Below are 26,326 nucleotides of genomic sequence, written 5' to 3'. Positions count from 1 at the left end.
TCAAACGTTTATATAGAGTATTATTTATTATAGAGTATTACTTAGTTAAAATAAATTATAAAAAATAAGGAGTGTTTGAATGGTGAGTAAAATAAGATTTTGTATTATTGGTACAAGTAATATATCAAAACTATTTTTAAGAGCTGCATCTAGGGTTGAAGAGTTTGAACTGGTTGCTGTATATTCAAGAGATTTAGAAAAAGCTAAGGAATTTGGAAAGATACATGGGGCAAGTCTGTTTTTTGATGATTTAGAAACCATGGCTAAATCAGATGATATAGATGCTATATACATAGCTTCTCCAAACGCGATGCATTCAAAACAAGCTATTACCTGTTTAAAACACAAAAAACATGTGTTGTGTGAAAAATCATTAGCATCTAACTTAGAAGAAGTAAAATTAATGATAAAGGTTGCAAGGGACAATAATGTATTGCTTATGGAAGCTATGAGAATTACATATGTTCCAAATTTTAAAGCAGTTAAAGAAAATTTACATAAGATAGGTAAAATAAGAAGATTCTTTGGAAGCTATTGTCAGTATTCTTCAAGATATGATAAATATAAAAATGGAATTATAGAAAATGCATTTAAAAAAGAACTGTCAAATGGTTCATTGATGGATATTGGAGTGTACTGCATACACCCTATGGTGAATCTATTTGGCGCTCCAAAATGTGTAAAAGCATTTTCTCATATACTTCAAACTGGAGTAGATGGAGAAGGTTTAGCTATATTCCAATATGACGATATGGATGCAGTAGTTGAGTACTCTAAAATAGCTGATTCTTACATACCATCTGAGATACAAGGAGAAAAGGGAAGTATAATAATTGAAAAACTTAATCTGTTTGAAAAGGTAGTTATTAGATATAAAGATGGAACTGAAGAAGATATATCTATTTTAAAGGAAAAAGAAGAAGAGAAACCTAGAGAAATAGAAGGAATATACCATGAACTTATTGAGTTTACAACTCTTATAAATAATAACAAAATAGAGTCTGATATAAACTCACATGAAAATTCAAAGATAGTAATGGGGATTATGGATGAGATAAGAAGACAAGGGAAGATTGTTTATCCAGCTGACAGTCTGTAATTTATTTAAAAGCATATAATAATATATAGTATATGAGGTGGTAAATATGGAGAATATAAATTGGGCTATATTGGGTCCTGGAACTATTGCATCAGAATTTTCCAAGAGCATCAAAGGCTACAATAACTTATACAGATAGTGGAAGAGTTGAAACTCTAGAATATGGTGACACAGAAAAAGCTTTAAAGTATGAGATTGAATATGTTAACAATTGTATATCAAATAAAATAAAAGCAAATACTTTAGAATCATCTATATATGTCATGAATTTAATGGATGAAATAAGAACGCAATGGGGGCTAAGATATACTTTTGAATAAATTTAATTTTAAAATAAGTTAAATTGTATACATAATTAAGTATTAAAATGTCAAATTATAAAAAGAAGAAAATCACTAAAAAGATTCCTTTTTCAGTTATTTTCTTCTTTTTTTTTACAAATTTGTAACAGAATAAAAAAAAGTTTTGGAGATTTTATTACAATTTTGTAGTTGAATATATACATTAAAACTAATATGATTAATAATAACATAAATTTGAATATTTTTAGAGGAGAGAAAATATGAGAAAATTGATATACTTTATTACACCATTTATAATAGGCGTAGTATTTTTATTTGGGTTAGACAAATTTCTTGATTCTAAAACTGATGAACTTTTGAGGGAGAAAAATCTACTTCCAATTATGGATGATACTTTAAGTGATATAAAGGATAAAGGTGTTACAGCAAATAATCATTTTTTAAGAGAAAAAGATATTATGATTTTGGGGTCATCAGAACTTAGTAATTCAACAAAACAACATCCAAAGTACTATTTTAATACAGATAGGAGTAAAAATAAGGTGTTTGCAATTGGTAGAGCTTATACTCAGACATTACAAGATGCTGCAGTGTTAGGAAGTATGAATCCTAATATTGATAATAAGAAGGTTGTCTTGTTAATTTCTATGCAATGGTTTATGGAAAAAGATGGAGTTACAAGTCACCATTATCAGTCTAGGTTTTCACCAATACAATTTTATCGTTTTTTAGATAATCCAAAGATATCTAAACAAAATAAGAATGAATATGTAAAAAAATCAAGTAAGCTTTTATGGGGTAGTGACGAATATAAGGCAGAAGCATTGTATGCCAAGCTATATGAACCTAAGACAGTGTATGAAAAAGCTGAGAAGGCGTTGTTAGAGCCTTATTTTCAAGGGAGAAAATACTGTATAGAGCTTAAAGAAAAAGGGATACTTTACAAGAAATTAATTAGGCTAGATAAACACAAAAAAGAAGGAAGAAAAAAACCTATAAATTGGTCACATGAGAAAAAGAAAGCTATTGAAGATGCTAAAAAGAGAGTAGGTAATAATCCTCTAAACATTGACAAGTATTATTACAATGAACATTTTAAAGATGGTCTAGAGCAATATAGAGGAAGAGATAAGGGTGTAAACTTAGTAACATCTAAGGAATTTGAAAGTTATAAGCTTTTATTAAATGTATGTAGGGACTTAGATATTAAACCAGTTGTTGTATTAATTCCAAGTATGGGCAAATTTTATGATTTAACTGGTATTTCTGAGAAAGAAAGAAATCAGTTTTATGATAAGGCGCAGAACATAGCAGAAAGTAAAGGCTTTGAAGTTATGAATCTTAAAGACAAAGGGACAGAAAAATATTATTTAAGAGATGTAATGCATCTTGGAACGAAAGGATGGGTAGATGTCTGTGAGAGATTATTTAAAATATTTAAAGAGCAATAAAGAATTAGTAACTAGTATTTGTTTAACTATGATTATAATATTGGCAATAGGTGTTTTAACATTTACACCATTTAAAGAGTTGCCATTTATTTATAATGGATTTTAAAGGAGAATTTTTATATGAAAATTATTGAAGGAATAAAAAAATATTCAAATACAGATAGAATAGCTTTGACATGTAATGGAGATAAACTTTCTTATAAAGATTTAAATGAATGTTCAGATGCTATATCAGTATTTCTAAAAAATGTATACAAAGAAGAAGATACTCCTATAGTAATCTATGGTAATAAAGAAAATATGATAATGGCGTGTATGATAGGAGCTTTAAAATCAGGTAGAGCGTATGTTCCTCTTGATATTAGCTTTCCATTAGATAGAGTTTTTGAAGTTACTAAGGAAGTAAAACCAAAGGTGTTGTTTAACTTTAGTGATGAAAAAGATTTTGGCGATATCAATATAATTGATAAGGATAAATTAAATGATATAATAAGTGAATATAAAGGAAAGTCATTAGATAAAGAAAACTGGGTAAAAGATGATGAAAATGCATATATACTATTTACATCAGGTAGTACAGGAAAGCCAAAAGGAGTTCAAATAAGCTCAAATAACTTAGATAGTTTTGTAGATTGGATAAGCCCATATTTAAATATAGATGGAAGTGAAAAAGTAATAATGAATCAAGCAGCATATTCTTTTGATCTTTCAGTGACAACAATATACCCTGGTCTTGTTCATGGAGCTACATTATTTTCAATATCAAAAGATGTGCTAGCAGATTATAAAGAGCTATTCAGACAATTTGGCGAGTCTAATATTGCAGTATGGGTATCAACTCCTTCTTTTGCAGGTGTATGTGTAACAGAAAAAGAGTTTAATAGTAAGATGCTTCCTAAGCTTGAATCAATGATATTTATAGGAGAAGCACTTTCAAAGAATCTTACTAAAGAGCTTATAAGTAGATTTCCAAATACAAGAGTTATCAATGGATATGGACCAACTGAAGCCACTGTTGGCGTAAGTGTAAATGACATGACTCAAGAAGCTATAGATGATGAAAAGAGTCTTCCAGTTGGATATCCTATGCAAAATTGTAAAATAAAAATACTTGATGAAAATGGAAATGAGCTGAAAGAAAATGAAAAAGGTGAGATTATAATAGTTGGACCATCAGTTTCCAAAGGTTACTTCAATAATAAAGAGAAGACTGATGAAGTATTTTTCTATGATGAAATAGATGGTGTAAAATGGAGAGCTTATAAAACTGGTGATATGGGATATCTCTTAGATGGAAATATATATTATTGTGGAAGAAAAGATTTTCAAATCAAGTTAAATGGATTTAGGATTGAAATAGAAGATATAGAAAATAATTTGAGAAAAGTTCATAATGTAAAAAATGCAGTAGTTTTACCAATATATAAGGATGAAAAAATTGCTTATTTAAAAGGTATTGTTGAGTTAAATGAGAAAAATGATTTAGGTAATATCAAAAATGGGATGATGATAAAAAAGGAACTAGGAAAGTATATACCTTCGTATATGATTCCAAGAAATATTGCAATAATTTCCGAGTTTCCAACAAATATCAATGGTAAAATAGACAGAAAGAAACTTATGGAGGAAATTTAATGATTTTTTCACAGTATGGAGATTATTTTTATCTTTACATATTATTATTAACATCAATACCAGCAGTGATTTTGGGCTTAATGGGTAAAAATATAAAGTATTATGGTATGTTGGCAAGTTTATTTATGATATTTTTGATTGTAGGAATAGATGTTCAATTTAAATACTTGTTGATATTTATCATTTTAGAAGTAATAATAGTCAAAGGATACGAATATGTAAGAAGAAAAACTAAAAATAAATATATATATTGGGGCTTTTTGTTTGCATCAATGCTTCCAATAATAATTAATAAAATATCTCCAGCTACATCTTTTGGATTGATTGGATTTATTGGAATATCATACTTAAATTTCAGGGCTATACAAATGGTTATTGAAATTTATGATGGTGCTATAAAAGAGGTTAAGATTTCAAATATGCTTTATTTTATGTTATTTTTTCCAACACTGAGTTCTGGACCTATTGACAGGTCAAGACGATTTGAACAGGATTTAGAGAAGGAAATATCTAGAAAAGAGTATATAGAAGAATACTTATTGCCTGGAATAAAAAACATTGTTATGGGAGTAGGTTATAAATTTGTTATAGCATTTTTGATAAATACATATTGGGTGTCAATAATACCTAAAGATATGAGGTTTATAAATGTTTTAAGTTATATGTATGCATATAGTTTATACCTGTTCTTTGATTTTGCAGGATACAGTTTATTTGCTATAGGGACAGGATATATATTTGGAATACAAGTACCTATAAACTTTGATAAACCATTTATAAGTAAAGATATGAAAGAGTTTTGGACAAGATGGCATATAAGTCTTTCAAGATGGTTTGGAGATTATATTTTTTCAAGATTTGTTATGTCTTCAATGAGAAAGAAAAGATTTAAGAAAAGAACTACTGCTGCTCATGTAGCTCAGATGATAACAATGATAACAATGGGATTTTGGCATGGACTAACTTGGTTTTACATTGCTTATGGTGTGTATCAAGGCTTAGCACTTGTCTTAACTGATATATATCAGAGAAAATCTAAATTTTATAAGAAGCATAAAAAAGAAAAATGGTTTGAGAGAGTTCAAATTTTCATTACATTCCATATTGTATGTTTTGGATTATTGATATTCTCAGGATATTTAGCTTAATTTTAAGGAGGCAAATTTATGCAGGAAACAGTTATAGAAATATTTGAAGATGTATTAGGAACTGATGAGATAAGAGATGATTTAGACCTTAACTTATTTGAAACAGAGCTTTTAGACTCATTAGCTATAATTGAAGTTTTACTTGAGATTGAAAATAGACTTGGAATAGAACTTCAACCAACTGATTTAGAAAGAAAAGATATGTCTACTGTAAATAATTTAGTAAAATTCTTAGAGACAAGAAAATAAATTAATGACTAAATGTTTAATTATTAATTTACATAATAAAAGATTATAAAGTCCATCTAATATTGATATTTGATGGATTTTTTTATTGTAAAGAGATATAACTTAGTTGTGTAAATATATAAAATAGTGAAAAATTTAAAGTATGAATGAAAGATTGCATGCTATATAAATTAATAGTAATATCTATTGTAAGATATACTATCTTTAATTGAGTGAAATATCTTTTGTCATAGATTAGAATTACTTTATGAACGTAGATGTTAATTATAATTTTATAAAAGTAGAATACATATTTAGGAGGGGAACTTAATTGTCTTTAAATTCAATAGATAGAAAAAAAGAAATATTAGAACTGTTAGATGCAAAAGGAAAGGTAAATACTAAAGAATTAGTAAAAAAACTAGAAGTATCATCAGAAACAATAAGAAGGTATTTGGAAGAATTAGAAAGTGAAAATAAGTTGAAGAAGGTTTATGGTGGTGCTGTAAAAATAAATTATGGAGTAATTGAGCCAGAACATGTAAAAAGAAATAGTACTAATTTAGAAAAGAAACAAAGTATTGCTAAGTATGCAGCTAAATTTGTGAATGATAATGAATCAATTGTAATAGATGAAGGGACTACTAATTTACAAATTGTGGATTACATAGTTTCTGTAAAAAATCTAAAGGTTATTACTAGTTCTTATCCTGTGCTATCAAAGTTGATTTCATATGAAAACCAAGGCATATTTGATGGAGAGGTTATATTTATTGGTGGTAAAGTAAATTTAAAACATCAAAGAACAGCATGTCAAATGTCAATAGATGCTATGAAAAACTTATATGTAGATAAAGCATTTATATCTAGTGAAGGTGTAATTGATAGCTTTGGAATTAGTAGCATAGAACAAAATAAAGCGTTATTGTCAAAAGAGTATATAAGAAATTCAAAGGAAAGTTTTGTATTATGTGATAGTTCTAAGATTGGAATTGTCAGTATGTACAAGATAGCTGATTTGAATGAATTAGATTTTGTTATTTGTGACGCAGAACCTCCAAGTGAATGGAAAGATAAATTAAATGAATCAAATATAACATGGATAGAAGCAAAATAGAAGTAATAAATTTATAAAATTTAACAAATTCATATATTTAACCTAGAAAGAAGATTACAAATTTTAATTTTTTGTGTAGAGTTTTAGTGGAATTTTTATATTAGATATTGAAAACAAGCAGAATCAATTAAAAACAACTAAAAACATAAATTTAATATACATTTAACCTAAATATGATGTATAATTAACATGAAAAAGTTATACTTTAAAAGTAAAAACAACTAAAAACACAAAAATTCTAACTGAGAATCTATGGAGGTTATAAATATGAAAAAGTTATATGGAGAAAAAATAAAGGCAGTAGTATTTGACTGGGCTGGAACAACAGTAGATTATGGATGTTTTGCACCTCTCAATGTATTTATAGAGATATTTAAAAGAAGAGGCATAGATGTAACAATGGAAGAAGCAAGAAAACCTATGGGGAAATTAAAAATAGACCATATAAGAGAAATGTGTGAAATGGATAGGATAAAAAATATTTGGGCAGAGAATTTTGGAGGATTTCCAACAGAGGAAGATGTAAACAAACTTTATGCTGAATTTGAACCTATGTTATTTGAAACTCTAGAAGAGTATACAACTCCAATTCCTCATGTTGTTGAAACTATTGAGAGATTAAGACAAAATGGATTAAAAATAGGTTCTACAACAGGTTATACAAGAGAAATGATGAATATAGTTGAACCAAATGCAGCTAAAAAGGGATATTCGCCAGATTTTCTTGTAACACCATCAGAAGTATCTCAAGGAAGACCATATCCTTGGATGTGTTATAAAAATGCTGAAGCTTTGGGCGTATCTCCAATGAGTGCCATGGTAAAAGTAGGAGATACATTAAGTGATGTAAAAGAAGGTATAAATGCAGGAATGTGGAGTGTTGCTGTAATAAAAGGTTCAAGTGAATTAGGTCTTACACAAGAAGAAGTAGAAAATATGGATAAAGAAGAATTAAAAATTAAGATGGAAGCAGTTTCAAAGAAGTTTAAAGAAGCAGGAGCACATTTTGTTATAGAAACTATGGCAGAATTAGAAGATGTTTTAGTAAAAATAGAAAATGAAACAATTAAATCAGATTTTGTACCAGAAAATGACTATATATTACTTACACCAGGACCATTATCTACTACTAAATCAGTAAGAGCATCTATGTTAAAAGATTGGTGTACATGGGATGTTGAGTATAATGATTTGGTACAAGATGTTAGAAGAAGATTAGTGTCTTTAGCTACAAAGAATACAGAAAAATACACAAGTGTATTAATGCAAGGTAGTGGTACTTTCTCAGTGGAAGCTACAATAGGAAGCACTATTCCAAAGAATGGCAAACTTCTTGTAATTGCAAATGGAGCATATGGAAAGAGAATGAAGGATATATGCAGTTATTTAAATATAGAATATGTTGATTGTACATTTAGTGATGTAGAAGCAGTTGACCTAAATAGAGTGGAAAATTTATTGAAAGAAAATAAAGATATTACACATATATCAATGGTTCATTGTGAAACTACTACAGGTAGATTAAATCCTATAAAAGATGTAGGTAAACTTGCAAAAGAATATAATAAGGTTTACATAGTTGATGCAATGAGTAGTTTTGGTGGAATTGAAATTGATGTTGAAGACTTTAATATAGATTTTCTAGTGAGTAGTTCTAATAAATGTATACAAGGAGTTCCAGGATTTGGTTTTATAATAGCTAACAGAGACGAATTAGCTAAATGCAAGGGAATTGCTAAATCTTTATCTCTTGATGTATACGCTCAGTGGGAAACTATGGAGAATAATAATGGTAAATGGAGATTTACTTCTCCTACACATGTTGTAAGAGCTTTTTATCAAGCATTACTAGAGCTAGAAGAAGAAGGTTCTGTCGAAAAAAGATATGCTAGATATAAAGAAAATCAATTTACAATATCTTCAAGATTAAAATCTCTAGGGTTTGATACATTGGTGAATGATGATGCTCAATCACCTGTAATAACAACTTTCCTATATCCTAAGAATGCAAAATTTGAATTTATGGAATTCTACACTTATTTAAAAGAAAATGGATTTGTTATTTATCCAGGTAAATTGACTGACATAGATACCTTTAGAATAGGAAGTATAGGAGAAGTGTATCCGAAAGATATGGATAGACTGGCTGGTGTAATCGAGAAATTTATCAATATGTAGATTATAGAAGTTCATTGGTAGATTATAAAGTTTAGAGAGTTACGAGACAAATATATAAATAGTTAAATAATAGAGGAGTATTTTATTTGAATTGGAAATCTAAGAAAGAAGAATTCATAGTTCATATAAAATATCTTCTCTATTATTTTTTTTATTTATCTGTCTTTAAAGGAGCATTGTTTTATTCATCAAGATTGTTATACTTGACAACGTAACAATGTTTTGTTATATTATATTCAAGAACAAAATAAGTTATTGAAAGGAAATCATTATGGATGGAGAATTACGTTCACTAAATTTTAATGGAATGGGAAAATGTAAAGGCGGAATTTTTGATGAAGTTAATATAGCAGGTACAGGAAAAATAGATGGAAATATAAAATGTAATAAATTTGATTCTTCAGGTTCGGCAAAAGTGATTGGAACAACGGAATGTAATGAATTTTTTACAGCAGGATTGAGTAAAATTGAAGGCAATATATTGGCATCACAAGTGACAATATTTGGATTTCTTAAATGTACTGGAGACATAAAATCAAGTAAAGTTAAATCTGGAGGAATTATCAATGTTGGAGGAAACTTAAAGTCAGATATTATTAGCGGAGAAGGATGTCTAAAAATCAATAAGAGCATAGAATGTGAAAGTGTTGACTTAAGTGGAATTTTGGATTGTGATGGATTTTTAAATTGTGAAGAGCTTAAGATAAGTTTGCATGGAACTTCTAATTTAAACGAAGTTGGTGCAAGCAGTGTAAATATAAAAAAGGGACATGGTGATTATTGTAAAAGATTTTATAGAGCCGAAAAAAAGAGTGGGGATTTTGAAAAAGTATCTTCTAATCTTAGAAATCTAGGTCTACTATCAGTTAAAAAATACACAGAAAGTAGATTATTAGCAAATGTTATAGAAGCAGATGAAATCAGCTTAGAAAATAGTGAAGTTAAAATTGTAAGAGGTAAAAATGTTAAAATAGGTAAAGGATGTTATATTGAGAGTTTGGAGTATAGTGAAAGTATAGATATTGATGAAAGCTCAATAGTTATTGAAATAAAGAATGTAAATGGAAAAGTAAATCTAAATAATGAAAAAGTAAATCTAAATAAAGATAAGTAATATTTACGTTTAAAATAAAATTTAGAATGAGGTAATAATATGGAAAATGGATCTATAAAAATACTTGGAGAAGGATTTATCAATAGTGGGGAATATGAAAGTATAAACATTATGGGAAGTGCTAGGTCAAAAGGAAATATCAAATGTAATGAAGTAAAGGTATTTGGAGATGTAAAGTTTGATGGAGACATTAGTATAAAAAACTTTGTAGTAAATGGAAAGGCTACTATAAAAGGTAATCTTAAAGCTGAACGTGTAAGAGTTAATGGGCAACTTAGTATAGATGGAGATGCAGAAGTAGATGACTTGATTATAACTGCTCAACAGAAAATTAATGGAAACTTAAAGTGTAATAATGTTACAGTAAAAGGTCAATTAATTGTAAGTGAAAGTATTTATGCACAGGATATAAAAGTTTATGGTGAAATGAAAAATAAAGAAAATATAGAATGTGAAGATATAAAGGTTCATGGAGCAATAAAATGTGATGGTCTTTTAAATGGAGAAAACATATATATCTATTCAGGAGGAGGCTCTTATTGTAAAGAGATAGGAGCAACTAATATAGAAATAGGTAGAAGTAAAGATATTTTTACATTTGGAATTAAATTTATTAACATTTTTTCAGGCAAATTTAAATGCAATTTGATAGAGGGAGATACTATTGAATTAGAAGATGTTTCAATAAAAGATATACGAGGAAAAAGCATATCTTTAGTAAGCAATTGTGATGTTGAAAATATTGAATACAGTGATAAGTTGTTAGTTTCAGATAATTCGAGTGTAAAAAACAGTACAAAGGTGGGCTAGAAAAATTATGGAAGAATTGATATCTAAGAAAGATTTATTAAGCAAAACTAATATATCTTATGGGCAGCTATATAGATGGAAAAGAAAAAATATAATACCAGAAGAATGGTTTATAAAAAAATCAGCTTTTACAGGTCAAGAGACTTTTTTTCCAAGAGATAAGATACTAGAAAGAATAGAGTTAATACTATCTATGAAAGAAGAAACATCTCTTGATGATATTGCAAACATGTTTACAAAAAAAGATACCAATAAAGAGTTTGATATTGACTTTATTTTTGAGAAGGAAGCTATATGTAAATATACAAAAGAAATATTTCAAAATTTGTATAAAAAAGAGCAGAGTATAGGTAAAAAAGAATTACTTATATTGAGCATAATAGAGAAATTTTTAGTTAAATCCACAATAACATTTGAAGAATTAAAATTGATAGTCAATATAATAGAAGAAAATTTTAAATCAATATACAATGAAAATGGAAGAATTTATTTGTTTAGAAAGTTTGGTGTTCCATTTGTAATAGGATGCTTGGATTATAAACAAGTGAAATTTGAAAAGGATGTAGTTAAAATTGTTGAAATTGACCTAATGAAAGAAATAAATGATATAAGTATTAAGTTATCATAGTAGGTTATTGTAAATTACTTATTATAAGTAGATATAGATAGATTATAGTTTCTAAGAAATTACAAAATGAACCATATTGAATTATTATAAATTATAGAAAGAGTATAGTTATAATAATCTCTATGGTTCATTTTATTATTCAAATAATTTAATATTTATAAAATTGGTTAGTATCAATATAATAAATTGCTTAAATACAGTAGATTATTTTTATTTATTCAAATAATGAATTTTTAAAGTCTAAGAAATACCCTTGTGGATGAAGACAAACAGGGCAAGCTTTTGGAGCTTCTTTACCAATATGAATATGTCCACAGTTTGTACATATCCATTGGATATCTTCATTTCTTCTAAATAAAGTACCTTCTTCTAAATCAGTAGCATATCTACCAAATCTATCACCATGAACTTTTTCTATTTCAGCTATATTTTCAAATAATTTAGCTATAGCTTCAAAACCTTCTTCACGTGCTGTTTTTCCAAAGTTTTTATATACATCATCCCACTCTTGAAGCTCATTATGTTGTGCAGCTTTAAGGTGTTGAGCTGTCTTATCATATAAATCTACAGGATATGCTCCTGATATACTTATATTTTCTCCAGCAAATTCTTTTAATTTAGTAAAAAATTGTTTTGCATGTGACTTTTCTTGGTCAGCAGTATAATTAAATAAAGATTCTATTATATATAATCCTTCTTTTTTTGCTACAGATGCAGAAATATTATATCTATTTCTAGCCTGGCTTTCACCTGCAAAAGCTCTTAATAAATTTTCTTTAGTTTTACTGTCTTTTAAATTCATATTATACCTCTCTATTAACAATAAATTTTTACAATATTTGATTCTTTTTATTTATTATTCCAAGACGAGATATAATTATGCTCAATTTAGTCAGCATTTTTGAAATTATTATTGATTTTTTTTAAGATTCTAAGGAATTCTTGCTTTTCCTTTTCTGTAATGTTACAGTAGGCTGTTTCTTTAACCTGCGATGAAATACTATTGAATGTATCCTCTATTAGCATTGCTTTTTCTGTAAGTTTTATATATGTAATACGTTTATCACTATCGCACTTTTGTCTTTCTATATATCCGAGGTTTATAAGTTTATTAACTAATACTGTAACAGTAGATTTGTCTTTTCCTATTTTAGTTGCAATTTCTTTCATTGTAAGTATTCCATTATTTTCATAAAGTGCAGTGAGTATATTTCCATGTGTAGGCAACAATTCATTTAAACCATTTTTATTGAGTCTATTTTCAATAAATTTAAGCATATTAGCTTTTGTTTTACTTATAAAATGTATGATATATTTATCTTCCATAAATTAATCTCCAATCTTTAAATTATTTGAAGTGATTTGAAATAAAAAGTAGTTTGACATAAAACTATTTTTCAACTATAATTAGTTTAACATAAAACTAAATGTATTGGGAGGAAATTTATGAGTAAAAATTTTAAATCACTATATATTACAGAAGAAGAAGGAAGTTTTAAGAGAAATATAATAGAAAGAGATATAGATGCACTACCAGAAGGAGATGTTCTAATAAAAGTAAGATATTCTTCATTAAATTACAAGGATGCACTTTCAGCAAATGGAAATAAGGGTGTCACTAGAAAATATCCTCATACTCCAGGAATAGATGCATCTGGTGTAGTAGAATTTAGTAGTTGTGATGATTTTAAAGTTGGGGATGAAGTTTTAGTAACAGGTTATGATTTAGGTATGAATACATCTGGAGGTTTTTCAGAATATATAAGAGTTCCTTCTAATTGGGTTGTCAAACTTCCAAATAATCTTTCTTTAAAAGAAGCAATGGATTATGGTACAGCAGGATTTACAGCAGCTTTATCTGTATATAAATTTGTAAATACTGTAGACAAAGATATGGGAGATGTACTAGTTACTGGTGGTACTGGAGGAGTTGCTGTGATTGCAACTAAAATATTAGTTAAATTAGGCTATTCAGTTGTGGTTTCAACAGGAAAATTGGAAGAACAAAAAGAAACATTATTAAAGCTAGGAGTTAAAGATGTTATACATAGATCAGAAGTAGATGATAATTCAGGGAGACCTCTACTTAGACCAAGATGGGCTGGAGTAATAGATACAGTAGGAGGAAATACTTTATCAACAGCAATAAAGACAACTAATTATTGTGGAGCAGTTACAACATGTGGTAATGCAGGTGGAATTGATTTTACAAGTTCAGTATATCCATTTATATTAAAAGGTGTTACTTTATATGGTATAGATTCTGTAGAATGCCCAATGAATTTAAGATTAAAAATATGGGATTTATTATCAAATGAATGGAAGCTAGAAGATTTAGATGACATGGTATCTGTAGTATCATTAAATGAATTGAGTAAGAGTATAGATTCAATAATAGAAGGAAAGCATGTAGGAAGAACAGTAGTTGATTTAGGTTTGTAGTTAAGGTTAGGTTTATAGTTAAGTTAACTAATGTTGAATATATAATTGATTTTTAATATATAGTTAAATAAGTTTTAATGTAAAACTATAATATCAAATCATAAAATAAAAAATGAGATGTCTTAAATTTATTTTATTTAAGAGTATCTCATTTTAATTTTTATGTAAAAAACTTATGTAAAGCTTTTGGATAAAAAGACTATTCGTGAACAATTAATTCAAATACATCAGGTCTTGAATAGTGACCTTCTGAATCAAAATCTAGTCTACTAAGAACTATTTGTTCTAAATCTAAATCAGCTATTAATACTTCTTCTTTATTGAAAACAGGACCTGCTACATATTTTCCAAAAGGGTCAACTATACAACTTCCACCTGGACACATAATCTCTGGTTCTGCATCAAGTTCTCTATAATAGTTAAGGTCAGTTGGGTACATATTTTTTTCAACATATTGATTGCATCCAATAACGAAGCATCTTCCTTCTAAAGCAATATGTTTCATAGTTGATTGCCACTCTTCTCTTGAATCAGCAGTAGGAGCTATATAAAGTTTTACACCTTTAGCATAAAGAGCTGTTCTAGCTAATGGCATATAGTTTTCCCAACAAATTAATGAACCCATTTTTCCATATGGAGTATCAACAACTGTAAGAGTGCTTCCATCACCTTCACCCCAAATGCATCTTTCTGTTCCTGTAGGTTTAAGCTTTCTATGTTTACCAATAAGTTTACCTTCTGGTGAGAAAAATAAGTTTGTGCAATAAAGAGTGCAATTTATATCGTTTCCATCTCTTTCTGTTATTCCCATTGATAGATATACCCCTGCTTCTTGGGCCGCTTTTCCTAATAAATCTGTTGTAGCACTAGGTACTGGTACAGAATTATCATAGTATCTTTTCCAATCTTCTCTACCTTTCATTGTTCTACTTCCAACAACAAATCCAAATGAAAGTCCTCTTGGATATGCAGGTATAAATGCTTCTGGGAAAACTACTATATTTGCCCCTTTTCTACCAGCTTCTTTAATTAATTCTAATGCTTTTTCAACAGTTTTATCTAAGTCCATTATAATTGGTGATGCCTGAACAACGGCAATTCTTACATTTTTATTTTCTTTGTTCATAAAAACCTCCTAAAAAATATTTGAATTTGTTGATTTCAACAGATTACATCAAGTTTTATTTGAGAAAAAAGTATCTTATCTTGTAAATAATGATGCAACTGTATATTTAAAATGATACATCATGATTTAGCAAATTACAATTATACAAAAAAATAATTCATGCTAAGTATCTTCTTCTATAAGCATATAATAATTCTTTATATTAATTATAATGACTATTAAATTATCATATTTATAATGAATAGTATTTATTTCTTGGTGAACAATAATTAAAAATGAGATTTTCATATATTAATATATGAAAAAATAAGCTTAATGAAATACGAATAATTAATTAGAAAACAATAAAATAAATTTATCAAAATAGAGCAGGATGAAAAAGGAAATAAAACTGTAAAAAATATAAAGTATTTATATAAATTTATAGAGTTTATACATCAGTTTAAGGAGAATTTTATGAAAGAAAAAATTTATTATAATGGAAATATCATTACAATGGAAGATTCAATATGTGGAGATGCTATTCTTATAAAAGATAAAATAATAAAAAAAATAGGAACAAAAGAAGAAATTTTAGTTTTAAAAAATGATGAAACAGAAGTCATAGATTTACAGGGAAAAACATTGATGCCTTCCTTTATAGATTCACACAGTCATTTGACAGCTTTTGCTACTACACTAAGATTAGTTCCTTTAGAAGATGCAACTAGCTTTAAAGATATAGTAAAGAAAATACAAGATTTTAAAGATTCAAAGGATATAAAAAAGGGTGAATGGATAATTGGGTTTTCCTATGATAACAATTTTTTAGAAGAAAATATGCATCCAGATAAAGATTTATTAGATAGTGCGTCTTTAGAAAACCCAATACTAATTTCACACGCTTCTGGTCATATGGGAGTTGCAAATACTTTAGGATTAAAAAAATTAGGTGTTACTCATGAAACACAAGACCCAGAAGGAGGACATATAGGCAGAGTCAAAGGGAGTAAAGAGCCAAATGGATATTTGGAGGAAAATGCATTTTTTAAAGTATCCTCTAAAATAAAACAACCATCATTAGATGAAATTTGTAATCTAATTGAAAAAGTACAAGATATTTACTTAAGTTATGGTATTACAACAGCGCAAGAAGGATTAATGGCAGATAATCAATTTAATCTTTTAAAATTAATGTCAAATCAAAATAGACTAAAAATGGATATTGTAGGATATATAGATTTAAAAAATAGTAAATCTGTGAAAGATGATAATAAAAATTTTGTAAAGAAATATGTAAATAGATTTAAAATAGGAGGATATAAGATATTTTTGGATGGTTCTCCTCAAGGAAAGACAGCATGGTTAACGAAACCATATGAAAATTCAGAAGATGGTTATTGTGGGTATCCTATATATAAAGATGAGGAAGTAGAGAAACTTATAAAAATTTCAGTAGAAGAAAAAATGCAACTTTTAACTCATTGTAATGGAGATGCAGCAGCAGACCAACTAATAAATTCATTTGAAAAAGTTATAAAGGAAAAAAATATCAAAGATGATATGAGACCTGTGATGATACATGCTCAAACTGTAAGAGAAGACCAAGTTGATGAAATGAAAAAAATAAACATGATACCATCATATTTTGTAGCTCACACATACTACTGGGGAGATATTCATATTAAAAATCTTGGAGAAGGTAGAGCATTCAAGATTAGTCCTCTTAAAACAACTATAGAAAAAGGTTTGATTTATACTTTACATCAAGATACACCTGTAATAGCACCTAATATGCTTGAAACAATATGGTGTGCGGTTAATAGAATTACAAAAAAAGGAGTATTGATAGGTGAAAATGAAAAGATAAGCCCATTGGAAGCTTTAAAGGGTGTTACTATAAATGCGGCATATCAATATTTTGAAGAAGATAAAAAGGGTTCAATCAAAGAAGGTAAACTAGCTAATTTAATAATACTAGATGAAAATCCACTTACAGTTGACCCTCTTAAAATAAAAGATATTAAAGTTTTACAAACAATAGTAGAAGGGGAAGTATTATATTCATTAAAATAGATATGAATTATATTATTTTAGAGATTGTGTAAAAATATTGCGTAAAAAAATATTATGTAAAAATAAAATCTAATCTAATAAAATAGGTAGAATTAATAATATTATATATGACTGAATGGTTAGCTTATTAGGTCTAAAGGGTCATTGCCATAATTTTATTAATTCTACCTTGAAAATTTATATTTTTAGGACACTACTATGTAGATTACCTTACTTTCAACTTCATTTGGATTTCCCCACTTATGTCTCATACCAAAAGGTATTTTTACACTATCACCTTCATTTAATTCAAATATATCATCTTCCAAACTAAGCTCAACACTTCCTTTAAGTATATAAGCAACTTCGTCTCCAGAATGCCCATTTTTTTCTACATAAAGTCAATTTTCTGCCTATACTTGAATTACTAATTAAAATCCTCCTATTCTAAAATCTGACAAAGAGTATATAAAGAATTATATCATAAGGTAAAAAAATTTATATAAAAATTGATAACTATATAAGATTGATAAAGAAAAAGTCAAAATAGATAATTGATTGCTAAAATTAGTATAATTATAATGAAAGTAAAAGTAAGGTTAATGATAAAAAGTTAAATAATATTAATTTAATTAAATATAATTTGACAATATGTAAAAAAGTGAGTAAAATATAACTAAATAAAAATAATAGGTTCGGATAAGACAGAAAAAGATTTCTTAACCTTAAGCAAATATACTATTATCAAAGTTAACTGAGATTAAGAGATAACATCCAATCTTAAAGTATTGAGGAGGAAAAAATGCTTGATATAAAAAGAATAAGAGAAAACTTAGATTGTATAAGGAAAGCAATGGAAAGAAGGGGTGAAAAAGCCTTTAATCTTGATGAAGTAGTTAAGTTAGATGATGAAAGAAGAAAAATTCTTCAAGAAGTTGAGGTTATGAAAAATGAGTTAAATATTGCATCTAAAAATATACCAAATCTTATAAAAGAAGGTAAAGATGTAGAAGATGAAAAAGCTAAACTAAAAGAGTTATCTGACAAGATTAAAGTTATAGACCAAAATCTTAAAGATGTAGAGGACAAGATGGAATATTTGTTAATGAGAATTCCAAATGTACCACATCCAGAAGTACCACAAGGGGAAACTGATGAAGATAATGTTGAAGTGAGAACTTGGGGTAAGACGACTAGCTTTGATTTTGAATCTAAAGCTCATTGGGAAATAGGAACTGAGTTAGGTATACTTGATTTTGAAACAGCTGGGAAAATAACTGGTTCAAGATTCACTCTTTATAAGGGATTAGGAGCTAGATTAGAAAGGGCATTATTAAATTTTTATCTAGATACAAATACAACAGTAAATGGATACACAGAAATTATTCCACCATTTATGGCAAATAGAAATAGTTTTTTGGGTACAGGGCAACTACCTAAGTTTGAAGAGGATATGTTCAAGATAGAAGGATTAGATTACTTTTTAATTCCAACATCAGAAGTTCCCTTAACTAATATACATGCTAATGAAATACTTAAATTTGAGCAATTACCAATAAATTATACGGCATATACTCCTTGTTTTAGGTCAGAAGCTGGTTCTGCTGGAAGGGATACAAGAGGTTTGGTAAGACAACATCAATTTAATAAAGTAGAAATGGTAAAAATAGTAGCACCAGAAGAATCTTACAATGAATTAGAAAAATTAACTAATAATGCTGAGACTATGCTACAATTATTAAACTTACCATATAGAGTAGTAAAAATATGTACAGGTGACTTAGGTTTTACAGCTTCTTTTAAATATGATGTAGAAGTTTGGATGCCAAGCTACAACAGATATGTTGAAATTTCATCTTGTTCAAACTGTGAAGATTTTCAAGCTAGAAGAGCTGGAATAAAATTTAAAAGAGATAAAAATTCTAAAGCCGAATATGCACATACATTAAATGGTTCTGGATTGGCTATTGGAAGAAGTGTAGCGGCTATATTGGAAAATTACCAACAAGCGGATGGTTCTGTAATAGTTCCAGAAGTTTTAAGACCATATATGGGTGTTTCTGTTATTAAATAATAATTGAAATATATACTTTAAATAATAAAGTAAGCTATAAATAATTTAAAAAATAATAATTAATATAATAATGTGTACAAACTAATGAATATTGATATAGTATAGCTATCATATGAAAGAGTATGTGCACATTTTTATTTACTAATTTATTTAAAGATAAATGAATATAAATAATCTATAAACAGAAAGGGTTTTTTTATGAAAATTCAAAATACTGAGTGGGGATATATTGAATGGAAACATACTTATGATGAGAATAACCCAAAACAAGCTATGAATATATACATTGCAGTTACCATGCCAGGTAAAAAACATTTTAATCATGTTCATTATGGGCAAGAACAGATGATATATATTTTAGAAGGAGAGGGATTGTATATTATAAATGGAGTTTGGAAGCCATTTTCCCAAGGTATGATTTTTTATATAGAATCTGGTAGCACACATGAGTCTATAAATACAGGAGATAGACTAATAAAAGAGCTTATTGTTTCCAATAATGTAGATGATGTAGGAGAGAGTGAAGTTATAGATATTAATCCTAATAATTATTTGAAGAAGACTTTAATAAATTATAGCGAAAGTACTTTAAATTTGTATGCGGCTGTAGAATCAATTCGTGGTCAATTTATAGACCCATTTAGAATTCCATTGATTATATATGATGATTCATGGAATATAGTTTTAAAAAATCCTTATTTTCCACTATTTTGTTTTGAAAAATGTAATCCTATGAAATTTCCTCAAAATTGTGATTGTATGAATCAAAAAAGTAGCAACCAATTTGTATGTAAGTATGGGATAACTATATATAATATACCTATATTATACAAAAATAATAGTATAGGTGTTATAAGAGGAGGATATGTATTATTATCTGATTTAAATTTAGATACAACACATAGTAATTTATATGATATACCAGAAGGTGCTGCTAGAAGTATAAAACGTCTTTTGAAACAAATATCTAAAAACATAATAAATTTTTGTTCATTTAATGATATAAGAAAGGATTTACAGGAAAAAGAGAAAACTATTGCAAGAACATATCACTATGGAGAACAACTTGAAATGAATTTAAAGGTAGCTCAAGATATGGTTACTAACTTAAGAATAAATCATCATTTTTTATTTAATACTCTAAATTCAATGGCAAGCATAGCACTTGATGATGGTAGTTATGATTTGTATAGTGCAATAATAGATTTATCAAAAATGTTTAGATATACAATGAGGTCTGATTTACGATTTGTAGAATTAGAATCTGAAATATTATATATTAAAAATTATTTGAATTTACAGAAATTGCGTTATGGAGATGAACTTAAAGTAAAGTACCTTATTCCAAGGAAGCTATATAACCTTTCTGTACCTTTTAACTTTATGCAACCTATTGTAGAGAATGCATTTACACATGGGTTTAGAGATATTGATTCAAAAAAGAGAATAGAAATAATTGCTAGAGTAGATTCCCAGTATGCTATTATAGAAATTCATAATAATGGAACTATCTTAGAAGAAAATAGTATAGACAAAATAAAGGCAGGTATTCGTAGTAATAATGGTCATGGTTTGTCTCTAATATATACAAAATTTACATCTGCTTATGGAAATAATTTTGATATGGATATAAAGTCAAGTGATAATGAGGGGACTTACATAATGATTAAAATTCCTATTGAAAATTATAAGGAGTATGTATAGAACTTATATAAAATTAATAAGTTTTATAAATATTAAGAAATATATTAGATGTTTTTATGTTGTTTTATATATCTTGCTTTTTTATATTATTAAGCTAAAAGGGAGGAATTCTCATGAGAAGAGCACTAATAATAGATGATGAAGAAGCTGTTCTAAAAATAATAACACACTTTATAGAAATGAAAGATATGCCAATAAAAATTGTTGATAAAGCAACATCCGGCGATGAAGCAGTAGAGAAAATAATTGATTTAGAGCCAGACATAGTTTTTATAGATATTCAAATGCCAATATACAATGGGTTAGAAGTAATAGAAAAAACATCTTACCTATCTAAAAAAATAAATTTTGTAGTAATAACTGCTTTTGACTATTTTGAATATGCTCAAAAAGCTTTGAGATTAAATGTGAAAGATATACTCCTTAAACCATTAGATATGAAAGAATTTACTAAGTCTGTAGAAAAGATTATCGGATATCAATATACTAATAATGATTTATTAAATGAAATACTGGAATATATAAATCTAAATTATAGTGATGACTTAAAGTTAAATGATTGTGCTAAATTATTTTTAACCAATCCATCTAATATATCTAGGATTTTTAAAAGTAATTTGAATACGACTTTTATATCATATCTAAATCATATAAGAATAGAAAAATCTATTGATTTACTTGAAAATACTACAAAAAGTATAAATGAGATTGCAGAAATAGTTGGATATAATAGTCTGAATAACTTCTATAAAAACTTTAAGATAGAAAAAGGAGTAACTCCAAAAGTTTATAAATTGAATACTAAAAATCGAAATTGATAAATAAAAAGTCAATATAGATAATTGTTTGAATATGTCTGAGTAAGTATACTTTAATTATAATAAAAATTAAAGCGCTTTAAATATATTTAATAATATTAAACCTTATAAAAGCTGTACCTATTTATATAAAAAAATATATATAAATAAAAATAAAAAGATATAAAAATAAAAAAAGTAAGTCAAATACTATTCTGAAAAGACAGAATTTTCATTTAATTTACTATGAATTTATATTTGTTAAAGAAGGTAACTTTATAATGGAGGTAATTTAATATGTCAGACAAAGTCAATGTGAAAAATATTATCTGTATTGCGGGTGCTTATTTAGCAACAGCAATTGGTTCTGGATTTGCTACTGGTCAAGAAATACTCCAATTTTTTGCCTCACAAGGGTATATGGGGCTGATTGGGGCGTTAATATCAATGGTGTTATTTTCATTTCTTGGTGCTGAAGTTATAACTAGAGGTAGAGAATTAAAACTTAAAGAACCAACAAGAATTTACACTTTTTATTGTGGGAAGATTTTAGGAAAATTTTACGAATGGTTTAGTCCAATATTTTTATTTGGGATTCTTATAGTAATGATTTCAGGTGCAGGCTCAACTTTAACTGAATATTATGGTATAAATCCTTATTTTGGAAGAGTGTTGATGGCTGTTGCTACCTTGATTACAGTATCTATGGGTCTAGAAAAATTAGTAAGTATACTTGGTCGTATTGGACCAGTGATAGCAGTATTTACAATTGCTGTTGGATTAATAAGCTTATTTAAGCATTTTGATGGTTTATCTATGGTTGGAGAAGCTATGAAAAATATTGAAGTTACAAAAGCATCAGAAAGTCCAATCATTTCAGGTGTAATATATAATACATTAAATATTATTGTAATGATTGTCTTTTTAACAGGAATGGGAGCTTCTATTGAAAGTAAAAAGGATGCTTTCTGGGGAGGTTTATTAGGTGGAGTTGTATTTATGACTGCTGGTATAGTTATGTATTTGGCTATGATTTCAGATATAGGAAACTTGTACATGAAAGAAATACCATCACTTTATTTAGCGGATAATATAGCTCCTATTATAGGTGTATGTTTCTCAGTTGCACTTATATTAGGTATTTATACAACAGCTGTTCCACTTTTATGGTCTGTAACTAATAGAATTGTTGAAGATGAGCATCCTAAATTTAAATTGGTAACAACAGTAATAGCTATTTTAGCTTGTATAGGTGGATTTTTACCATTTGGTAAACTAGTAAATATTTTATATCCATATACAGGTTATATGGGACTTTTAATTTTAGTTTGTATGGTATATAAAGCAATTACATGTAGACAGAAATCAACACAAAGTCAGGAATAGAGCCACTTATTAATATTTTCTAGTTAAAGAAACTTTTTATATAATCTGAATTTAAAAAGTCAAAATAGTTAAATAAATTGCAAAATATGATAATATATTTAATTAAAATAATATAGTAAAATATATATATAAACAAAATTAAATTTATAAAAACTATCTTTATAAATATTAGTAACTTATATAATTTGTAGTTAAATTAGCAAAAAATCAAAAAATAAAATTTTGGAGAGGTGTTAGTATGCATGAACTTATTTTAATCTCAGAAAAGTATAAAGAAGATATTTTAGATTTTTTTACAGATATTCATATGCACCCCGAATTAAGTTTTAAAGAATTTAGGACTACAAAAGCTATAAAAAATTTATTAGTAAGTTTAGGTATAGAGATATTAGACCTGGGAATGGAGACAGGAGTAGTAGGATTATTAAAAGGAAAGTATGATGGTCCTACAGTAGCATTAAGAGGCGATATTGATGCTTTACCAATATATGAAGAGGTTGATATTGAATACAAATCAAAATATGATGGTATAATGCATGCATGTGGACATGATATACATACATCTTGCCTTGTAGGATGTGCATATGTATTGTCTCACATTAAAGATAGTCTCCATGGAAATGTAAAGTTTATATTTCAACCAGCAGAAGAAGTCAATAAAGGTGCGAAGATGCTAGTTGAACGAGGAGTAATGGAAAATCCAAAAGTTGATGCTATATTTGGTCTTCATAATCACCCAGATATACCTTGTGGAAAAGTGGGTGTTAAGTTAGGTGGATTAATGGCAGCAGTAGATACTATTAGGATAGAAGTAAATGGTTTTGGAGGTCATGGAGGTATACCAAATAGAACAATAGATCCTATAGTAGCATCAAGTGCAATTATAATGGGTATTCAAACCATAGTAAGCAGAAACATAAGTCCATTAGAACCAGCTGTTATATCAATAGGTACTATAAATGGAGGAACTGCAAATAATGTAATTTCAGAAAATGTAGATATGACAGGGACATGTAGAAGCTTTAGTAATGAAGTACGAAAGAAAATATCTGAAAATTTGGAAAATATAGTTTGTGAGATAGCTCGTGGATATCAAGCAACTGCAAAGCTAGATTATTTATTTGATCTACCAGCCGTTATAAACAGTAAAGAGATGTATACAATAGCTTGTAAGTCTGTGTGTGATTTGTATTCAGAAGATGCTATAGTTGATCCAATACCTTCTACAGGAGGAGAAGATTTTTCTATATTTATGGAAAAAGCACCAGGATTTTTTTACTGGTTAGGAGTAGGCAACAAAGAACAAGATTGTATGTATCAGTGGCATAATCCTAAATTTAAAGCTGATAAAAATTCTATATTAGTAGGCACAAATGTACTATGTCAGTCTGTTATAAATTATATGGATAAATTAAAAAAATAAAATTTAAGATAGAGCATTTCTGGAGATAAAGTTTATGGGGGTGATTAGTTTGAGGAAAATTAATTCACAGGAAAAAAACAAAGATAGTGGATTATTGATGAGAGCATTAAATGTTGTAGAGAGAGCAGGAAATAAACTTCCAGACCCAGTAACCATATTTTTATTACTATGCATAATTGTTTTAATATTGTCAGCAGTTATATCTAGTTTAGGAGTAGAAGAAATACATCCTTCTACAAAAGAAGTTGTAAAGGTAGTAAATCTACTAGAGAAAGAGCAGATTCAATCATATTTAGGTAGTATAGTTACAAACTTCCAGTCATTTGCTCCATTAGGATTAGTATTGGTTACAATGCTTGGAGCAGGTGTTGCTGAGAAATCTGGATTTATGGAAGTGTTAATGAAAAAGGGGATAAGTAAAGTTCCGCAAAAACTTGTAACTGTAGCAATTGTATTTGCAGGTATGTTATCACATACAGCAGCAGATGTAGGATTTATAATATTACCACCACTTGCAGCACTTGTGTTTTTAGGAATTGGAAGACATCCTCTTGTAGGTATGTTTGCAGCTTTTGCAGGTGTTGCAGGGGGATTTGCAGCAAATGTTATGCTTAGTACTACAGATGTATTGTTAGCTGGGTTTACAATACCAGCAGCTCAAATGATGGACCCATCTTACCAAGGTAATCCAGCAATGAACCTTTATTTTGCTTTTATATCAGCGATAGTTTTAACTTTTGCAGGAGCATTTGTAACTGAAAAATTTATAGCTCCTCGTTTTTCAAAATATAATGATTCAACAAATGATAAGGATATACAGAAATTGAGTGAACTTGAAAATAAGGGTATAAAGTACGCTTTATTATCATTGTTAGTTGTAGTAGTAGTGATAGTTGCCTTATGCATAGGTGAAAATGCATTTATGAAAGATCCAGAAACTGGTTCTATATTATCTAGTAATGCACCTTTAATGAAAGGTATAGTTCCAATAATTACTATTATATTTTTAACTCCAGGATTAGTGTATGGAAAAGTAAGTAATAAGATAAAGAATGACAAAGAATTAGTGTCTATGATGGGCAGTAGTATGAGTGATATGGGAGGGTATATAGTCCTAGCATTTATAGCATCTCAGTTTATTAATTTATTTAATCTTAGTAACTTAGGAACAATTTTATCAATAACAGGGGCAAAAGCTTTAGCAGAATCGGGCATACCTAGTTATGGATTGATAATAGGATTTATATTATTATCTGGATTTATCAATTTATTTGTCGGAAGTGCTTCTGCAAAATGGGCAATTCTAGCACCTATATTTGTTCCTATGTTTATGTTACTAGATTTTAATCCAGCATTAACTCAAATAGCTTATCGTATTGGAGATGCTTCAACAAATCCAATAAGTCCACTTTTCCCATATTTCCCAGTAATATTAGCTTTTGCTAGAAAGTATGATAAAGATATAGGTATAGGTACTGTCATATCGAATATGATTCCATACTCAGTAGTATTTACATTAATAGAAATAATAATATTATTACTATTCATGGGCATTGGCATACCATTAGGACCTGGTGGAGGAATATCTTACATTTTATAGACCTTTATAATAAATTTATTAATAAAGATT

General features: G+C 27.9%; 23 protein-coding genes and 1 pseudogene. 20 read left to right on the top strand and 4 right to left on the bottom strand.

Annotated features, from left to right (window positions below; translation table 11 throughout):
• Nucleotides 1-79 precede the first annotated feature (79 nt).
• The 12 genes from KGF46_RS07630 (at nucleotide 80) to KGF46_RS07575 (ending at nucleotide 11,710) form a co-directional block, all read left to right on the top strand.
• Nucleotides 80-1,099 carry a Gfo/Idh/MocA family protein gene (locus KGF46_RS07630; RefSeq protein ID WP_227827634.1) on the top strand — a complete coding sequence of 340 codons (1,020 nt, stop codon included), beginning with the start codon at nucleotides 80-82 and terminating at the stop codon, nucleotides 1,097-1,099.
• Between the two features lie 86 nt (nucleotides 1,100-1,185).
• A complete protein-coding gene (locus tag KGF46_RS07625; RefSeq protein WP_227827633.1) occupies nucleotides 1,186-1,419 on the top strand; it encodes a hypothetical protein in 234 nt (77 codons plus the stop codon).
• Between the two features lie 242 nt (nucleotides 1,420-1,661).
• On the top strand, nucleotides 1,662-2,852 hold the full coding sequence (gene dltD, locus KGF46_RS07620; protein ID WP_227861910.1) for a D-alanyl-lipoteichoic acid biosynthesis protein DltD: 1,191 nt from the start codon (nucleotides 1,662-1,664) through the stop codon (nucleotides 2,850-2,852).
• On the top strand, nucleotides 2,818-2,958 hold the full coding sequence (locus KGF46_RS07615) for a hypothetical protein (protein WP_227434522.1): 141 nt from the start codon (nucleotides 2,818-2,820) through the stop codon (nucleotides 2,956-2,958). The genes dltD and KGF46_RS07615 overlap by 35 nt, the downstream gene beginning before the upstream one ends.
• A 14-nt stretch (nucleotides 2,959-2,972) precedes the next feature.
• Nucleotides 2,973-4,487 (top strand): D-alanine--poly(phosphoribitol) ligase, encoded by a 1,515-nt coding sequence (locus KGF46_RS07610; protein WP_227850226.1) that lies wholly within the window; start codon nucleotides 2,973-2,975, stop codon nucleotides 4,485-4,487.
• Nucleotides 4,487-5,635, top strand: coding sequence for a D-alanyl-lipoteichoic acid biosynthesis protein DltB (gene dltB / locus KGF46_RS07605; RefSeq protein ID WP_227850225.1), 1,149 nt, complete (start codon nucleotides 4,487-4,489; stop codon nucleotides 5,633-5,635). The genes KGF46_RS07610 and dltB overlap by 1 nt, the downstream gene beginning before the upstream one ends.
• Before the next feature lie 18 nt (nucleotides 5,636-5,653).
• The gene (dltC, locus tag KGF46_RS07600) at nucleotides 5,654-5,884 is read left to right on the top strand and encodes a D-alanine--poly(phosphoribitol) ligase subunit DltC (RefSeq protein ID WP_227434367.1); all 231 of its coding nucleotides are present in this window, start codon (nucleotides 5,654-5,656) and stop codon (nucleotides 5,882-5,884) included.
• Nucleotides 5,885-6,194: 310 nt separating this feature from the next.
• On the top strand, nucleotides 6,195-6,980 hold the full coding sequence (locus tag KGF46_RS07595) for a DeoR/GlpR family DNA-binding transcription regulator (protein WP_227827629.1): 786 nt from the start codon (nucleotides 6,195-6,197) through the stop codon (nucleotides 6,978-6,980).
• Nucleotides 6,981-7,247: 267 nt separating this feature from the next.
• A complete protein-coding gene (gene phnW, locus KGF46_RS20340) occupies nucleotides 7,248-9,158 on the top strand; it encodes a 2-aminoethylphosphonate--pyruvate transaminase (RefSeq protein WP_227827628.1) in 1,911 nt (636 codons plus the stop codon).
• A 271-nt stretch (nucleotides 9,159-9,429) separates the two neighbouring features.
• Nucleotides 9,430-10,272 carry a hypothetical protein gene (locus KGF46_RS07585; RefSeq protein ID WP_227827627.1) on the top strand — a complete coding sequence of 281 codons (843 nt, stop codon included), beginning with the start codon at nucleotides 9,430-9,432 and terminating at the stop codon, nucleotides 10,270-10,272.
• 39 nt (nucleotides 10,273-10,311) lie between these two features.
• Nucleotides 10,312-11,082 carry a polymer-forming cytoskeletal protein gene (locus KGF46_RS07580; protein ID WP_227827626.1) on the top strand — a complete coding sequence of 257 codons (771 nt, stop codon included), beginning with the start codon at nucleotides 10,312-10,314 and terminating at the stop codon, nucleotides 11,080-11,082.
• Between the two features lie 7 nt (nucleotides 11,083-11,089).
• Entirely contained in the window at nucleotides 11,090-11,710 is a 621-nt protein-coding gene (locus KGF46_RS07575; protein WP_227827625.1) for a YhbD family protein, read from the top strand.
• A gap of 214 nt (nucleotides 11,711-11,924) precedes the next feature.
• Here KGF46_RS07575 and rbr read toward each other — a convergent pair whose 3' ends face one another.
• Both rbr and KGF46_RS07565 read right to left on the bottom strand, forming a co-directional pair.
• Nucleotides 11,925-12,512: a rubrerythrin gene (gene rbr, locus KGF46_RS07570; RefSeq protein ID WP_227434375.1), complete on the bottom strand. Its 588-nt coding sequence runs from the start codon at nucleotides 12,510-12,512 to the stop codon at nucleotides 11,925-11,927.
• 86 nt (nucleotides 12,513-12,598) lie between these two features.
• Nucleotides 12,599-13,036, bottom strand: a complete 438-nt coding sequence (locus KGF46_RS07565; RefSeq protein WP_227827624.1) for a MarR family winged helix-turn-helix transcriptional regulator — start codon at nucleotides 13,034-13,036, stop codon at nucleotides 12,599-12,601.
• Nucleotides 13,037-13,156: 120 nt separating this feature from the next.
• Between KGF46_RS07565 and KGF46_RS07560 the strand changes: the two genes are divergently transcribed.
• Nucleotides 13,157-14,152, top strand: coding sequence for a YhdH/YhfP family quinone oxidoreductase (locus tag KGF46_RS07560; protein WP_227827623.1), 996 nt, complete (start codon nucleotides 13,157-13,159; stop codon nucleotides 14,150-14,152).
• Nucleotides 14,153-14,351: 199 nt separating this feature from the next.
• Here the strand turns inward: KGF46_RS07560 and KGF46_RS07555 are convergent, their stop codons facing one another.
• Nucleotides 14,352-15,278 (bottom strand): carbon-nitrogen hydrolase family protein, encoded by a 927-nt coding sequence (locus KGF46_RS07555; protein ID WP_227827622.1) that lies wholly within the window; start codon nucleotides 15,276-15,278, stop codon nucleotides 14,352-14,354.
• Nucleotides 15,279-15,734: 456 nt separating this feature from the next.
• On the opposite strand from KGF46_RS07555, the gene KGF46_RS07550 reads away from it, so the two are divergent.
• Nucleotides 15,735-17,333, top strand: coding sequence for an amidohydrolase (locus KGF46_RS07550; RefSeq protein WP_227827621.1), 1,599 nt, complete (start codon nucleotides 15,735-15,737; stop codon nucleotides 17,331-17,333).
• A gap of 185 nt (nucleotides 17,334-17,518) precedes the next feature.
• Here the strand turns inward: KGF46_RS07550 and KGF46_RS07545 are convergent.
• Nucleotides 17,519-17,683: pseudogene (locus KGF46_RS07545) on the bottom strand (cupin domain-containing protein); the annotation flags it as partial.
• Nucleotides 17,684-18,114: 431 nt separating this feature from the next.
• Here KGF46_RS07545 and serS point away from each other — a divergent pair.
• The 6 genes from serS (at nucleotide 18,115) to KGF46_RS07515 (ending at nucleotide 26,296) form a co-directional block, all read left to right on the top strand.
• Nucleotides 18,115-19,386, top strand: coding sequence for a serine--tRNA ligase (gene serS / locus KGF46_RS07540; RefSeq protein WP_227842559.1), 1,272 nt, complete (start codon nucleotides 18,115-18,117; stop codon nucleotides 19,384-19,386).
• A 198-nt stretch (nucleotides 19,387-19,584) separates the two neighbouring features.
• Nucleotides 19,585-21,090: a histidine kinase gene (locus KGF46_RS07535; protein ID WP_227861909.1), complete on the top strand. Its 1,506-nt coding sequence runs from the start codon at nucleotides 19,585-19,587 to the stop codon at nucleotides 21,088-21,090.
• A gap of 113 nt (nucleotides 21,091-21,203) precedes the next feature.
• Nucleotides 21,204-21,908, top strand: coding sequence for a response regulator transcription factor (locus KGF46_RS07530; RefSeq protein ID WP_227827618.1), 705 nt, complete (start codon nucleotides 21,204-21,206; stop codon nucleotides 21,906-21,908).
• Between the two features lie 276 nt (nucleotides 21,909-22,184).
• Nucleotides 22,185-23,273: a hypothetical protein gene (locus KGF46_RS07525; protein WP_227827617.1), complete on the top strand. Its 1,089-nt coding sequence runs from the start codon at nucleotides 22,185-22,187 to the stop codon at nucleotides 23,271-23,273.
• A 238-nt stretch (nucleotides 23,274-23,511) separates the two neighbouring features.
• A complete protein-coding gene (locus KGF46_RS07520; RefSeq protein ID WP_227827616.1) occupies nucleotides 23,512-24,696 on the top strand; it encodes a M20 family metallopeptidase in 1,185 nt (394 codons plus the stop codon).
• Between the two features lie 97 nt (nucleotides 24,697-24,793).
• Entirely contained in the window at nucleotides 24,794-26,296 is a 1,503-nt protein-coding gene (locus KGF46_RS07515; protein WP_227827689.1) for an AbgT family transporter, read from the top strand.
• Nucleotides 26,297-26,326 lie beyond the last annotated feature (30 nt).

This window comes from Clostridioides sp. ZZV14-6153, from assembly GCF_020657855.1.
Classification (GTDB): Bacteria; Bacillota; Clostridia; order Peptostreptococcales; family Peptostreptococcaceae; genus Clostridioides.
The sequence above is the reverse complement of the archived record's forward strand: the minus strand, read 5'-3'. Positions and strand labels throughout refer to the sequence as shown.

Excerpts from the sequence above, each read along its gene's own strand:
- KGF46_RS07530 (WP_227827618.1), top strand. The coding sequence starts at position 21,204 with ATGAGAAGAGCACTAATAATAGATGATGAAGAAGCTGTTCTAAAAATA.
- rbr (WP_227434375.1), bottom strand. The coding sequence starts at position 12,512 with ATGAATTTAAAAGACAGTAAAACTAAAGAAAATTTATTAAGAGCTTTT.
- KGF46_RS07520 (WP_227827616.1), top strand. The coding sequence starts at position 23,512 with ATGCATGAACTTATTTTAATCTCAGAAAAGTATAAAGAAGATATTTTA.
- KGF46_RS07525 (WP_227827617.1), top strand. The coding sequence starts at position 22,185 with ATGTCAGACAAAGTCAATGTGAAAAATATTATCTGTATTGCGGGTGCT.
- KGF46_RS07550 (WP_227827621.1), top strand. The coding sequence starts at position 15,735 with ATGAAAGAAAAAATTTATTATAATGGAAATATCATTACAATGGAAGAT.
- KGF46_RS07585 (WP_227827627.1), top strand. The coding sequence starts at position 9,430 with ATGGATGGAGAATTACGTTCACTAAATTTTAATGGAATGGGAAAATGT.
- serS (WP_227842559.1), top strand. The coding sequence starts at position 18,115 with ATGCTTGATATAAAAAGAATAAGAGAAAACTTAGATTGTATAAGGAAA.
- KGF46_RS07575 (WP_227827625.1), top strand. The coding sequence starts at position 11,090 with ATGGAAGAATTGATATCTAAGAAAGATTTATTAAGCAAAACTAATATA.
- phnW (WP_227827628.1), top strand. The coding sequence starts at position 7,248 with ATGAAAAAGTTATATGGAGAAAAAATAAAGGCAGTAGTATTTGACTGG.
- KGF46_RS07630 (WP_227827634.1), top strand. The coding sequence starts at position 80 with ATGGTGAGTAAAATAAGATTTTGTATTATTGGTACAAGTAATATATCA.
- KGF46_RS07565 (WP_227827624.1), bottom strand. The coding sequence starts at position 13,036 with ATGGAAGATAAATATATCATACATTTTATAAGTAAAACAAAAGCTAAT.
- KGF46_RS07515 (WP_227827689.1), top strand. The coding sequence starts at position 24,794 with ATGAGAGCATTAAATGTTGTAGAGAGAGCAGGAAATAAACTTCCAGAC.
- dltD (WP_227861910.1), top strand. The coding sequence starts at position 1,662 with ATGAGAAAATTGATATACTTTATTACACCATTTATAATAGGCGTAGTA.
- dltB (WP_227850225.1), top strand. The coding sequence starts at position 4,487 with ATGATTTTTTCACAGTATGGAGATTATTTTTATCTTTACATATTATTA.
- KGF46_RS07560 (WP_227827623.1), top strand. The coding sequence starts at position 13,157 with ATGAGTAAAAATTTTAAATCACTATATATTACAGAAGAAGAAGGAAGT.
- KGF46_RS07535 (WP_227861909.1), top strand. The coding sequence starts at position 19,585 with ATGAAAATTCAAAATACTGAGTGGGGATATATTGAATGGAAACATACT.
- KGF46_RS07555 (WP_227827622.1), bottom strand. The coding sequence starts at position 15,278 with ATGAACAAAGAAAATAAAAATGTAAGAATTGCCGTTGTTCAGGCATCA.
- dltC (WP_227434367.1), top strand. The coding sequence starts at position 5,654 with ATGCAGGAAACAGTTATAGAAATATTTGAAGATGTATTAGGAACTGAT.
- KGF46_RS07580 (WP_227827626.1), top strand. The coding sequence starts at position 10,312 with ATGGAAAATGGATCTATAAAAATACTTGGAGAAGGATTTATCAATAGT.
- KGF46_RS07610 (WP_227850226.1), top strand. The coding sequence starts at position 2,973 with ATGAAAATTATTGAAGGAATAAAAAAATATTCAAATACAGATAGAATA.